Origin of the sequence: Colwellia sp. BRX10-9 (assembly GCF_014077405.1) — a bacterium.
Lineage (GTDB): Bacteria > Pseudomonadota > Gammaproteobacteria > Enterobacterales > Alteromonadaceae > Colwellia_A.
Map to the genome: position 1 here is coordinate 20,678 of NZ_JACGVV010000026.1, position 14,320 is coordinate 34,997.

The 14,320-nt window shown below is 37.3% G+C and carries 10 protein-coding genes and 1 pseudogene; 8 read left to right on the plus strand and 3 right to left on the minus strand.

Annotated features, from left to right (window positions below; all coding sequences use genetic code 11):
- The first annotated feature begins 13 nt into the window (after window positions 1-13).
- From odhB to H4J69_RS14335, 8 genes are all read left to right on the plus strand, one after another.
- Complete coding sequence (gene odhB / locus H4J69_RS14300; protein WP_182215423.1) at window positions 14-1,510, plus strand: 2-oxoglutarate dehydrogenase complex dihydrolipoyllysine-residue succinyltransferase; 1,497 nt, start codon at window positions 14-16, stop codon at window positions 1,508-1,510.
- Between the two features lie 200 nt (window positions 1,511-1,710).
- The gene (gene sucC / locus H4J69_RS14305; RefSeq protein ID WP_070376200.1) at window positions 1,711-2,877 is read left to right on the plus strand and encodes an ADP-forming succinate--CoA ligase subunit beta; all 1,167 of its coding nucleotides are present in this window, start codon (window positions 1,711-1,713) and stop codon (window positions 2,875-2,877) included.
- Window positions 2,877-3,749 carry a succinate--CoA ligase subunit alpha gene (sucD, locus tag H4J69_RS14310; protein ID WP_070376201.1) on the plus strand — a complete coding sequence of 291 codons (873 nt, stop codon included), beginning with the start codon at window positions 2,877-2,879 and terminating at the stop codon, window positions 3,747-3,749. Before sucC ends, sucD begins: the two co-directional genes overlap by 1 nt.
- A 1,948-nt stretch (window positions 3,750-5,697) precedes the next feature.
- Window positions 5,698-7,689 (plus strand): hypothetical protein, encoded by a 1,992-nt coding sequence (locus tag H4J69_RS14315; RefSeq protein WP_182230851.1) that lies wholly within the window; start codon window positions 5,698-5,700, stop codon window positions 7,687-7,689.
- Window positions 7,690-8,237: 548 nt separating this feature from the next.
- Entirely contained in the window at window positions 8,238-9,059 is an 822-nt protein-coding gene (locus H4J69_RS14320) for a transporter substrate-binding domain-containing protein (protein ID WP_310733614.1), read from the plus strand.
- A gap of 153 nt (window positions 9,060-9,212) precedes the next feature.
- Entirely contained in the window at window positions 9,213-10,154 is a 942-nt protein-coding gene (locus tag H4J69_RS14325; RefSeq protein WP_182230852.1) for a DUF2785 domain-containing protein, read from the plus strand.
- 114 nt (window positions 10,155-10,268) lie between these two features.
- The gene (locus H4J69_RS14330; protein WP_182215416.1) at window positions 10,269-10,856 is read left to right on the plus strand and encodes an LURP-one-related/scramblase family protein; all 588 of its coding nucleotides are present in this window, start codon (window positions 10,269-10,271) and stop codon (window positions 10,854-10,856) included.
- 22 nt (window positions 10,857-10,878) lie between these two features.
- On the plus strand, window positions 10,879-11,832 hold the full coding sequence (locus H4J69_RS14335; protein WP_182244561.1) for a glyoxylate/hydroxypyruvate reductase A: 954 nt from the start codon (window positions 10,879-10,881) through the stop codon (window positions 11,830-11,832).
- A gap of 85 nt (window positions 11,833-11,917) precedes the next feature.
- Here the strand turns inward: H4J69_RS14335 and H4J69_RS14340 are convergent, their stop codons facing one another.
- From H4J69_RS14340 to H4J69_RS14355, 3 genes and pseudogenes are all read right to left on the minus strand, one after another.
- On the minus strand, window positions 11,918-12,850 hold the full coding sequence (locus tag H4J69_RS14340; protein ID WP_182244562.1) for an exopolyphosphatase: 933 nt from the start codon (window positions 12,848-12,850) through the stop codon (window positions 11,918-11,920).
- Window positions 12,851-13,058: 208 nt separating this feature from the next.
- A pseudogene (locus H4J69_RS20505) lies at window positions 13,059-13,400 on the minus strand (DUF2789 family protein).
- A 79-nt stretch (window positions 13,401-13,479) separates the two neighbouring features.
- Window positions 13,480-14,316: a ribonuclease H family protein gene (locus tag H4J69_RS14355; RefSeq protein ID WP_182215410.1), complete on the minus strand. Its 837-nt coding sequence runs from the start codon at window positions 14,314-14,316 to the stop codon at window positions 13,480-13,482.
- Window positions 14,317-14,320 lie beyond the last annotated feature (4 nt).

Below are 14,320 nucleotides of genomic sequence, written 5' to 3' on the forward strand. Positions count from 1 at the left end.
AGGAATAAAATAAATGACAACCGAAATTAAGGTTCCCGTTTTACCTGAATCTGTTGCTGATGCAACCGTAGCTACTTGGCATGTTCAAGTAGGTGATAAAGTTTCACGTGACCAAGTATTAGTAGATATTGAAACTGACAAAGTTGTACTTGAAGTACAAGCTGTCGTTGATGGAGTGATCACTGAGATTTCTCAAGCCGAAGGCGCAACAGTATTAGGCGAGCAAGTAATTGCAATCCTCACTGAAGGCGATGCATCAGCTGATGTTTCAGCTCCTGCAGCGGCAAAACCTGCAGCAGCGGCAAAATCAGCTCCTGCGGCGGCAACAGCAGTGAAAGTTATCGACATCATCGTACCGGTTTTACCTGAGTCTGTTGCTGATGCAACAGTTGCTACTTGGCATGTTGCTGAGGGTGATACAGTTTCTGTTGACCAAAACTTGGTTGATATCGAAACGGATAAAGTTGTTCTAGAAGTTGTTGCTCAAGACAATGGTGTGATTGGTAAGATAATCCACGTCGAAGGTGACACGGTATTAGGTTCACAAGTTATTGGCCAACTTAATGCGGGCGCAACAGCAAGTGCTCCTGCAGCTACTTCAGAAGATGCGATTAGCTCTGATGAATTAGCTAGCCCTTCTGTTCGTCGTTTAATGACAGAAAAAGGCTTAACAGCTGCTAATGTTAGAGGTACAGGTAAAGGTGGACGTATTTCTAAAGAAGATGTTGAAGCAGCGGCTAATAAACCTGCAGCTCCAGCTCCAGCGGCAAAAACTGCTGCTGCGACGCCTGTTGCACAAGATTTAGGCGAACGTACACAAAAACGTGTACCTATGACACGTTTACGCAAGACAATTGCCAAACGTTTATTAGAAGCTAAAAACTCAACGGCAATGCTAACAACGTTTAACGAAGTTAACATGAAGCCAATTATGGATCTTCGTAAGCAATATAAAGATCTTTTTGAGAAGACGCATGATACGCGTTTAGGCTTTATGTCATTTTATGTTAAAGCGGTTACTGAAGCATTGAAACGCTTTCCAGCGGTTAATGCATCAATCGATGGTGACGATATTGTTTATCATAACTTTTTTGACATCTCAATTGCTGTTTCTACGCCGCGTGGCTTAGTAACACCAGTATTACGTGATGCAGATCAATTAGGTATGGCAGCGATTGAAAATGGTATTCGTGACTTAGCAATAAAAGGTCGCGACGGAAAGCTTTCAATTGAAGATATGACCGGCGGTAATTTCACGATTACTAACGGTGGTGTTTTTGGTTCACTACTTTCAACACCTATTTTAAACTTACCGCAAGCGGCTATTTTAGGTATGCATAAGATCCAAGACAGACCTATGGCTGTTGATGGAAAAGTTGAAATACTTCCTATGATGTACTTAGCACTTTCTTATGATCATCGTTTAATTGATGGTAAAGAATCTGTTGGCTTTTTAGTGGCAATTAAAGACTTGTTAGAAGATCCAACACGTCTACTTCTTGATATATAATCGAGAAGTTTAAATCTTTTGATTTAGACTATAGTATTAGCTCTGGGGACTTTGTTCCTTAGAGCTTTTATACTATAATCGATCAACTTTTTTCGATGATAGCTAATTTTATTTATATTTATGATTAAAATTAAGATTTTACTTATATTTATGACTAAGAACAGCTGTCATTATCATTCACAGATAAATGGAAATACACCATGAATTTGCATGAGTATCAAGCGAAACAATTATTCGCTGAATATGGTTTACCAGTTTCTGAAGGTTTCGCTTGCGATACACCTCAGGAAGCGGCAGAAGCGGCTGATAAAATCGGCGGCACTATGTGGGTTGTTAAAACTCAAGTTCACGCGGGCGGTCGCGGTAAAGCTGGCGGCGTTAAGCTAGTTAAATCTAAGCAAGAAATCAAAGATTTTGCTCAAAACTGGTTAGGTAAGAACTTAGTTACTTACCAAACTGACGCTAACGGTCAGCCAGTTGCTAAAATTTTAGTAGAAAGCTGTACAGATATTGCTAACGAATTATACCTTGGTGCTGTTGTTGACCGCGCTAGTCGTAGAGTAGTATTCATGGCCTCTACTGAAGGCGGTGTTGATATTGAGAAGATTGCTGAAGAAACGCCTGAGTTAATTCACCAAGCTGAAATCGATCCACTTGTTGGTGCTCAACCGTACCAAGCTCGTGAATTAGGTTTTAAGTTAGGTTTAAACCCGACGCAAATGAAGCAATTTGTTAAGATCTTTTTAGGTCTTGCAAAAATGTTTGAAGATTTCGATTTTGCCTTATTAGAAATCAACCCGTTAGTTATTACTGACGAAGGTAATCTTCACTGTTTAGACGGTAAAATTGGTATCGATGGTAATGCTTTATACCGTCAACCTAAAATGCGTGCGTTTCATGATCCATCTCAAGAAGATGAACGTGAAGCTCATGCTGCACGTTTTGAATTAAACTACGTAGCCTTAGACGGTAACGTTGGTTGTATGGTTAACGGTGCAGGCCTAGCAATGGGTACTATGGATATCGTTAATTTACACGGCGGCAAGCCAGCTAACTTCCTAGATGTTGGCGGCGGAGCTACGAAAGAACGTGTTTCTGAAGCATTCAAAATCATCCTTTCTGACGACAACGTTAAAGCTGTTTTAGTTAACATCTTTGGTGGCATCGTACGTTGTGACATGATTGCTGAAGGTATTATCGCTGCAGTTAAAGATGTAGGCGTTAAAGTACCTGTAGTTGTACGTTTAGAAGGTACAAATGCTGAAGAAGGTCGTGAAGTTCTTAAAAAATCTGGCTTAGATATCATTGCTGCTGAGTCATTAACTGATGCAGCGACTAAAGTTGTAGCAGCTGCGGAGGGCAAATAATGTCTATCTTAATTAATAAAGATACTAAAGTAATCTGTCAAGGTTTTACCGGTGGTCAAGGTACATTCCATTCAGAACAAGCACTTGAATACGGTACACAAATGGTCGGTGGCGTAAGCCCAGGTAAAGGCGGTCAAACGCATTTAGGCCTACCAGTATTTAACACAGTACGTGAAGCTGTAGAAGCAACTGGCGCAACAGCAACAGTTATTTACGTTCCAGCTCCTTTCTGTAAAGATGCAATTTTAGAAGCAATTGATGCAGGCATCGAGCTTATCGTTACTATCACTGAAGGTATTCCTACTTTAGATATGGTTGACGTTAAAGCTAAGCTTGATCAATCTGGCGTTCGTATGATCGGTCCTAACTGCCCAGGTGTTATTACTCCTGGCGAAACTAAGATTGGTATCATGCCTGGTCACATCCACAAGCCTGGTAAAGTAGGTATTGTTTCACGTTCTGGTACGTTAACGTACGAAGCCGTTAAGCAAACAACTGATGCAGGTTTTGGCCAATCTACTTGTGTAGGTATTGGTGGTGACCCGATCCCAGGAACTAACTTCATCGACGTATTGGAAATGTTCCAAAATGATCCACAAACTGAAGCAATTGTAATGATTGGTGAAATTGGCGGAACTGCTGAAGAAGAAGCGGCTGAATATATCAAAGCACACGTTACTAAACCTGTTGTATCTTACATTGCTGGTGTTACTGCACCAGAAGGTAAGCGTATGGGTCACGCTGGCGCGATTATCGCCGGTGGTAAAGGTACTGCTGATGAGAAATTTGCAGCATTAGAAGCGGCTGGTGTTAAAACTGTTCGTTCTTTAGCTGATATCGGCGTAGCACTTAAAGAGAAAACAGGTTGGTAAGCTAGCGCTGCTAATTTGTAATTCTTAATAAAAACCCGCATTCTCGCATAGAGATTGCGGGTTTTTTATTAATACGTGCTGTGCTTAATATTCAGATAATTCAATGCAACTGAATATTTTTCCTGAATGTAGGGAACAACATTAAACCATTCAACATCAAGCGACAGTAATCTAATATTACTTTCATATAAACAGATATCAGTTAAACCTTACCATATTATTTTTCTATACTTATTTTTCTCTTTTTGAAAATACTTAATGCATTGTTCATTGTAGGCTTAATAAACTTTCGTGCTTGAATATGCATTTGATATATAGCGTAAATGCACTCATCCATCACTAAGTGTAAATCAATTTTTTCTCCAAAATTATCAAGTAGTTTATTTCGAACATCTTTTTTTTTATTCCACTATCGTCATACTGAATTTGTTTCAGTACCCACTCTCGTCATACATAATTTATTCCAGTATCCACTCTCGTCATGCTGAATTTATTTCAGTATCCACTCTCGTCATACATAATTTATTCCAGTATCCACTCTCGTCATACTGAATTTATTTCAGTATCCATTATCGTCATACTGAATTTATTTCAGTATCTGGGCTTTGAATTGTTAAGGTCGAGATCCTGAAACAAGTTCAGGATGACGGAGTACGGGTTCAGGATGACGGAGGTTGGGTTCAGCATGATGGCGTTTGAGTGCATACTGAATTTATTCCAGTATCCATTATCGTCATGCTGAATTTATTTCAGTATCCATTATCGTCATGCTGAATTTATTTCAGTATCTGGACTTTGAGTTGTTAAGGTCGAGATCCTGAAACAAGTTCAGGATGACGGAGTACGGGTTCAGGATGACGGAGGTTGGGTTCAGAATGATGGCGTTTGAGTGCATGCTGATCTTATTCCAATATCCACTCTCGTCATGCTGAATTTATTTCAGTATCTGGGCTTTGAGTTGTTAAGGTCGAGATCCTGAAACAAGTTCAGGATGACGGAGTTTGGGTTCATACTGAATTTATTTCAGTATCCACTCTCGTCATGCTGAATTTATTTCAGTATCCACTCTCGTCATACTGAATTTATTTCAGTACCCACTCTCGTCATGCTGAATTTATTTCAGTATCTGGGCTTTGAGTTGTTAAGGTCGAGATCCTGAAACAAGTTCAGGATGACGGAGGTTGGGTTCAGGATGATGGCGTTTGAGTGCATGCTGAATTTATTTCAGTATCCACTCACGTCATGCTGAATTTATTTCAGTATCTGGGCTTTGTATTATTAAGGTCGAGATCATGAAACAAGTTCAGGATGACGGAGTACGGGTTCAGGATGATGGCGTTTGAGTGCATGCTGAATTTATTTCAGTATCCACTCACGTCATGCTGAATTTATTTCAGTATCTGGGCTTTGAATTGTTAATGTCGAGATCCTGAAACAAGTTCAGGATGACTAAGTAAGGATTCAGGATAACGGAGGTTGGGTTCAGGATGATGGAATTTGGGGTCAGGATGACGGAGCTTGAGTTCATGCTGAATTTATTTAAATATCGATTCTCGTCATATTAGAAAACACTCACTTTAATTTACCAGCTTTGGTTTTGTTAAAGGGTTTGATTTTCAGGAGGCTGACTACTCCCAAAGAGGGGTGAACGCCGAAGCCTCTTTGAGCACAAAGAGCGCTTTTGCATAAACTAGCATTAAACCATATCGTAATCCCCAAGCCGTTATTCCATAATTTTTTTATACGGAACTTGTCAGATAACTGGTATGTTAATTAAGTCGTCCAATGTTAAATCCTATTTTTATTTATTATTAACATCAATAATTACACTAAGGTTGTTAACTGTTATTTAATTATGTGTTAACATTTTCGCTCTATTGAAGGGAATTCGATACGACAAAGATTGTTTAATTCTATTTCCCTTCTAAATTTTAAAAGGAAAGTAAAATTGAAGTATGTAAATCTAGTGATGATAAGCGTTTCTTTATGTTTATTAACAGCATGTTTAGAAGTAGAAAACGACAATAATAACGAAGATGTAGTGCAAGCAATCCAAGCACAAAATGAAATTCTTAGTGGCACTAACAATTCTATCAATCCTGGTACTCCTGCCGCTTCTGTTGCATTAACGGGTATCGTTGTTAATGCATTAGATAATCAAGCCGTATCAGCCACGAACATTACAATTATTGCCGCTGATGTTGTCCTCGTCGATAGCGTTAGCTTCAACGGTGGCGAGTTTAAACTAGAAAACCTTCCTGCTAATTCTGATATTGAAATGATTATTGAAAGTAGCAATAATGAATTTTTATCACGTGCATATTTCATTAATACGGGTCATTCAAATGCAGTCAATACGGCCAATGATTTTGGTCAATTTGAAGTTTCTACAGCTAAAGATATGCAAATAACTGTTATTAATAAAACATCAGGATTGCCTCTTACTGGATTAGCGTTTAAAGCTTCATCTCATTACGGTACTAGTTCAAGGTCAAATAAGTATCAACACCAATCGACTTATAATGAAGCCAATGGCGTTTACCATATCACCATACCAAAGTTTCTCAATATTATGGTTAGAGCCAACTTAGATCTCAATCAAGATGGTGAAATAGATTATAACCCTGAGTTAAATAACAACATTAATAGCAATGATTTATATTTTTTATCATCAAATACTGATGAATCATTAACGCTTTATGTTGAAGAAAAAATGCCGTTAAAAGAGATTGAATTTCGCATTACAATGATTGATGCAAGTGCGAATGTTATTTTAGGTGCTGAGTTATTCTCTACAGACTCTGCGGGTACACAGACGACTTCTACTTTTGATGCTGCAACAGAACAGTATGTGATTTCAGCAATGTTTGGCGATTACTCACGAGTAGAAATCCCTTCATTTATGGCAAACGATATCTCTTATCAAAGTGCTTCAATATCACTGAATAAGAACGATGATGACAGCTTAAGAGTCAACATTTCAGGTGCTTTAGAAAACTGTTGTTATAATATCGCTAATACTGATGTTGTTGAGTTAGCGGTTATGCCAAGAGTTGTTACTAATGATAGCTCTTCTTTAGAGGTCGTTATTGCGGCAAATGAAGTAAATTATATCGATAAAAGTTTCAGTGTATTCTACTCTCAAGCTATTACCGCATCAGCAAGTAGCCTATCACTTACTAATACTTCTGGTTTTACCGTTGTTAAAGGTAATGATTCATCGACTGATGTTATTTTACCCGGTACTACAGTTGTTAGTGGCATGGTAGATATTCCTGTTTCATTTGAGATGAGTTTAAATGACACCAAACTTACGATTACGCCGGTTAACTCTTTGCCTAAAAGTCAAAATTACCAATACAATGTCGGTAACTTAGTTGTGAAGTCTACAGAAAAATCTGTCGATGTTAATAATGATTCACTTTCGTTTTATATCGAAAATAATGATGACTTTGATATTAATGACGTACATTTAGATAACAATAATTTTACCAGCAACGGAAATGCGATTACTCTCTCCAATTCAGCGGGTGATAGTTCTTCGCCTTCAAATTATGATCGCAGTGTTTATTTATATCTACCATCATCAATTGAAACGTTACAAAGCTTTTCAATGCGTCTTTACTCGGTAACAGAAGACGGTGTCAGTTATAATTCAGTAAGAAATTTTACTCTTGTTAGAGATAGTAATACTTATAATGTTTCACCATTGGGACTAGTCAAACTTGCTGAAAATGAAACATTAATTACCGAAAGTCTTCAAACGTCGATTGAAACAGGAACCGCTCAATCAGACAATCAGAAAGTTTACCGCGCCTCAACGTCTATATACGCTTCTGATGATTTAGATAGCTCGGAAAATAGTTTAACGTTTGAATATGCTTATCAAACAAAAGCGGGTGACATTGTTACGGGTACTATTAATATCCCGGTACAATAAATATCAGTGATGATTATTTTATATCAGTAAGTTTAGTCTGATTAATTCACCTTTAAAACCCGCTATCTAGCGGGTTTTTTATTTTAAAGCTAGCTTGTCTTGTCGCCGCTTTAGTCTTGTGAATAAAACACTAGGTCAGAGTGAAAAATATTACGTGTTGTTCATTGCGTAAGTCTCTAATATGCAACCTAGAGAATGAAAAGGTAGGCCTATGACTAAACCACGACTCGCATGGCGAAGTCATGCCTAAGCTAAAACGAGTATCACGTGACCGGTCTAGTTAATCGAACAGCAGGCTTTTATGTTTAAATTTTGCCCCGATTGTTAACCTTTTGCGATATTGTTATGTGCCACTAGATAGCTATTATATCTGACTGAGCAAAGTATGCCGGGCCGCATTTTAAGGTTTTACTTGTCATTTTACCCGCCAATTTATATTATGGTCCTATCGAATAGGCTCTGCATAAGTAAAGTTTTCAAGAAAAACAAGGAGGTCGTTACCAAAAGGATTATACTTTATAAGCATTAATTTGAAGGTGGTGGTCCAAGTGAAAGTAATATTCAGTCTTTATTTTTTACTTATTGGTATATGCTTCATTTTGATCGTATCTCCAAATGTACTTGCTCACTCAATAGTTACCCCTACTAATATTTCATATGAAAATTCAGCCATTATTCCAAAGCATAGTTCTCTAGTACTGCCTAAAACTCTCCACTACAATTTTGCTTCTATTGAATTACTGATTGAACAAGAAGTCGGTCGGATTGTTTTACCTCAAATTTATAAAAATATAGGGATAGACATTACTATTACGCCTTTACCTGCTAAAAGAGCGGAATTGTTAGCGAGTATCGGGCAAAGTGATGGCGAAATAATGAGAATTTGGTCCTACGCAGATGAGAACAAAGAAATGATCAGAGTTCCTACTCCTTATTATTCTTTGCAAACTATGCCATTTAGCCTAGCAAGTAAGCATCTCAATATTGTCAGTAAAGATGATTTAAAAAAATATAAATTGGCCAAAATTAGAGGTGTAAAACACACCGATAATATAACGAATGGCTTAAGTAATGTTGTCGAAATGAATAGTACTGAAAATATGTTTAAAATATTACAAAGTGGTCTAGTTGATGTTGCCTTGACCAATACTATAGACGGTCAGCTAATCTTGAAAAGGTTGGGTTACCAAAACATAATTCCTGCAAAAAAGCCATTAGCTGTTTTTCCTCTTTATCATTATATACATCAGAAAAATAAAAATTTGGTTGCTCTTATTAACCAAGAAATAATGCGTCTGCAACAAAGTGGTGAATTAGAAACGTTAATTGCCTTAGCTGAAAAGCAAGTCATCAGTTTAAACCACCAATGATTGCTATATGCAAACTCTGTTAATGACTATCGTTCTTAAATCCTTTCTCAATACAACTCACTAACGTCTTCATTTTATGTTTTTTTTGCCAATGTGGTGGTATCCTGATGTGCTTATTTTTAAGATAATTGAATAACTTTAAAAGGATGTAAAATGAAATTTTCATTAAAAATTCCAATAATATTGATGCTTTTTATCAGTAGCTCTGCCTTCTCTGCTAATGAAGTATTGATCAATGCGCAGCAAGTCAATAAACAGTGTTTATCGAAGCAATGGCATAAAAAAAATCTACTACAACTCAAAGAAGATAAATTTACCCTTCAAAACAAAGCAGATAAAGAAGCTTTAGCACTACAATTACTGGCTTGTTTAGCAAGCCCAGATGCTGAAATAAGAGATGGTGTCGCTTTTGAAGCATTAAGTTATTGGTTGCGAAACGAACACCTTAGCCAAGCAATACATATTAAAATGTTTAACTACTTAACTCGTGTTTTAGAATCGAAAGTAACTGACACCTTTGGTGTCTATCAGTCATTCTCAATCTTGGTATTAGCTGAAGTGGTTCGTGTCGATAGGCACTCACCTTTTTTAACCGTTGACCAAAGAGACTATTTAGTCAATGTGGGTACAAGTTTTTTAACTAATATAAAAGATTATCGCGGTTTTTCAGCTAAAACTGGCTGGCAACATAGTATCGCTCATGCTGCAGACCTTATGCTGCAATTGGCGTTAAACCCTAAAGTTAACAAAGCGCAACTCGATAAGATACTGGTCGCTTTAGCCAGCCAACTTACTGCTAATGATCAACATTCATATATTCAAGGAGAGTCAAAACGTATCGCTATGGCTGTTATATATGTTTTTTTACGAGAACAATACTCTGCTGATGATTTTAACCTTTGGCTTATTAAAGTGGTTGATCCTGCTCCTTTCAATCAATGGCAAGATGTTTATCAAAGTGAACAAGGATTAATTAAATTACATAACACACAGAGTTTTTTATACGCGTTATATGCCACAATAAAACCCAGTAAGAATAAAGTATTAACTGAAATGTCTACCTATTTAGAGCAAGTGATTAAAGCGACTAAATAACGTCAATTTGTATGGTTTAATGGTAATTTCAATCAATATAAAAGCAAAGACAACTATTATCATCAATGATTTTCGTAATAACAACAATAGCTAAACTCACGGAGTGAGCGTTTAATGAATACTAGAATTAATAAGAATACTTATATAATCAAAGAGCATGTTGGCCTATTTAAAGCGGCAAATAATTACGACATTTATGATCCTGAAACAGGGGATATCATCATGGAATGTCGAGAGCCTAATTTAGGCTTTTTTACTAAAATGCTGCGTTTCACTGACTACAAAACCATGACACCTTTTGATGTTCAAATACGTACGCCTGACGATCAGCGTATCATCAGAATTCAGCGTGGTATCTCTTTATTTATTTCAAAAGTAACTGTTTTTGATTGTGACGGTAATGCGGTTGGTTACTTTAAACAAAAATTATTTTCAATCGGTGGAAAATTCGATATCTTTGATAACCAAGACCAACTTGTCTGTCAGTTAAAGGGCAACTGGGTTGGTTGGAATTTTCGCTTTATGGATGGCAATGATGAACTTGCTCATATATCGAAAGAATGGGGTGGCATAGGTAAAGAGTTATTTACCAGTGCAGACAATTACGCATTAGAAATTTCTGCTGATGTTCCTGAAGATCACCCGATTAGAAAGCTGATCCTTGCTGCCGTAATGTGTATTGATATGGTTTTAAAAGAATAATGCTAAGAGGAAACATTTAACAATGGCTGTTATTACTTTTGTGAGTCAACTTGCCCAGCAAGAGCAGGATGCTTGGTTAGCGCTATTATCAACTAAGCTGCCAAATGAAGCAATTAAGCTTGATAAAGACTTGTCTGTTGAGCAAAAGCTTCAATGCGAAATCGCTATTGTTGCTAATCCAGATGCTGATATCTTGTCTCAATACCCCAAACTTATATGGGTACAGAGCCTATGGGCAGGGGTCGATGCGCTAGTTTCGCAATTAAGTGATAATAAACCAACGCCAAGTTTTAAACTCGTGCGTTTAATTGATCCAATATTAGCGCAAACCATGAGTGAGGCGGTCTTAACTTGGGTGCTTTATTTACATCGTGATATGCCAAAATACTTACAACAACAAAAATCAGCGCAGTGGCTACAACATCGCTATTTACTGCCACAAGAGCGCACCTTAGGTATTTTAGGTTTAGGTGAATTAGGTAAGTTGAGCGCGTTACGTTTACATGATAATGGCTTTAATGTGCTTGGTTGGAGTCAAAGTGATAAGTTAATTAATGGCATTACATGCTATTCAGGAGACGAGGGGTTAGTGACTATGGTTAGGCAAACAGATATTTTAATTTGTTTACTACCACTTACTTCAGCGACCTACCAACTCATCAACGATGATCTGCTGACAAACCTACCGCAAGGCGCCAGTATTATTAACTTTGCTCGAGGGGGTATCGTCGCTAATCACGACCTTATTAATCACTTAGCCAATGGCAATCTTGAACATGCAATTCTAGATGTTTTTGAACAAGAGCCTTTAGATAAAAGTGATAATTTATGGTCGAATGAAAAAATAACGGTTCTTCCCCATATTTCTGCGCCGACACATTTTGAAAGTGCAGGTGAAATAGTGACCAATAATATTAAACAATATCGAAGTAACGACCAGATACCTTTTTATATTGACTGGACTAAAGGCTATTAATATTTTTGATTAGCGATTTACTATTACCATCATTTTTGATGGCAATAGTAAGCTATTATTGAGCCGAGAGTCTGACTAATGCGACTTAGCCATCGGCATTAATCGTCGCAATAAGTTCGGCAAGGCAAGCTTCATTTTGATCATGTGGAACTTGACAGGTTCCCGCCGCATTATGCCCACCACCATTGTATTTCAACATAAGTTCACCGACATTTGTTTTTGCACTGCGATCAAAAATAGATTTACCGGTAGCAAAAACAGTATTTTGTTTTTTAAGCCCCCACATAACATGAATTGAAATATTACATTGTGGAAATAAGGCATAAATAACAAAACGATTACCCGAGTAAATAATTTCTTCTTCTCTTAAGTCCAGCACAACTAAGTTATTGTGTACGGTTGCACAGCGCTTAATTTGCTCTTTAAATTTTTCTTCATGTTCAAAATAAAGATCGGTGCGTTCCTTAACATCAGGGAGTGCGAGTAATTGGTCAATGTTGTGATCTTTACCAAAATCAATTAAGTCCATCATCAGTTCATAGTTCGAAATCCGAAACTCTCTGAAACGGCCTAAACCTGTGCGTGAGTCCATAATGAAATTAAGTAATTCCCATCGCTTGGCATGCAAAACTTCTTCTTTATTAAATTGTGCTGAATCACCTTTATCTACCGCTTCCATCATGCTTGTCCAGCTTGCGGGGAAAGTTTCTAGGCCACCGTAGTAGTCATAAACAACGCGAGCAGCTGAAGGCGCATCAGGGTCGATAACATGGTTATCTCGTTTTTTATTACGAAGTGTTTCACTATGATGGTGATCAAAAGCGATATGAACACCGTCAACATAAGGTAAGTTGGTGGAAATATCATCTTGCCCAACCGCTATCTTTCCGTCTTGCATATCCTTGGGGTGAACAAAGAGAATACCGTCAACTAAATTAATATGTTTGAGTAAAATAGCACAAACTAAACCATCAAAATCACTACGTGTTACTAAACGGTATTTTTTATTATCCGACATTTATTATCTCCATTATATAGATTTTTACACTCTGTTATTTAACACTATATTGTTTATATAAGCATAATTAAAGTAGATTAATGCGCGGAATCAACTTTAAGGTTAAATAAAGTGCTTTATGTGTAGATTATTTTATTTCGATTCTTTTATCTCGATCCTATTTGAAAAGTTTATGCCTAGGTTTAATTTTCTATGTATTGCTCTTGCATTAACCTAATGAACAAACCAAGCTGTTAGTCATTTCAGACCAGTTAGCATCCTCCTGCACGGCTTCTTTTAAAATAATGACTTGTGAGTGGCTCCATATTTTTGCTTAATACAAGGGTAATCTTACTGGAATAGCTTTATGAGTCTCTATAAAACTTGTTATATCTGCTTGGACGTTATTCATACCTAATTGGGAGAATAAACAAGATATTGTATGATTTGAGAGATTGATAATGGCTACGTTTCTGATAAGAAATAGAATGTTGAGTATAGCTTGGATTGAGCAAAGCACCGAAAAATTTAAGTAAAGTAGGAAAAAAGAAACGATTGAATATCGTTGCATTTTTCCTATTTATTTTGAGGTTATGCGGCATTTAACCCATGAGAACGTTGACTATATGGCCGCATTATATATTGATCTATTATCCCGCTTCGGTTGCTAATATTTCGCGAATATTTATTGTTTGCTGATATTGTACAAAATTCATTTCTTGTGACGTTCTGGCAAGTACAGCCATGCGATCGGCGAGCTCATTACCTTCAATATTCGCGTGACCTTTAACATGAGTAATAGCAATATGTTTTTTAATTTCTTGATAGAGTGTATAGCAAACCTTGACTAACTCTGGATTTTTAATCGCTTCGCCATTTGCTTTTTTCCAACCTTTATTTTTCCATCCTGTTGCCCATTTCGTGATGCTGTCGATGGAGTATTTTGAATCAGACAGTACTTGAATGGTTCTACCAGGATTAGCTTCAATATAAGCTTTCGCCAATTTAAAGGCTTGTAACATACCAATTAACTCAGCGGTGTTATTAGTACCATTGGCGTTATAGGCACCATACCAAAGGCTATGAATTTCACCTTGATGATAAACTGCGACACCAGTCCCTGATTTTCCAGGGTTGGGCGAACACGCACCATCACAATAAATATCGATATTAGCTTTAGTGACTTCACGATCGCTGCGTACTGTGCTGCCAGCAGGTTTTGCTGAGGCTGTTGCTCGACTCAATGATGAACTTGCGGTTTTAGCCGCAGCGGGGTATTCAGCTCCGTTGCGTGGTGGTGTTTTTAAGGATCGCTGGGTTAATGCTTTGGTGTAAGTTGACTTAAAAGCGGCTTCTGCTTCAACTTGTGAAGGAAACCCCATAAATTGAGCATCAGCACGCCCTGATGTTACGGATTGAACCGTTGTCCAGTTGTCAAAGACACCTGTTTTTGAACCTTTCCAAACCACGTAATATTTTTTACTCATTATG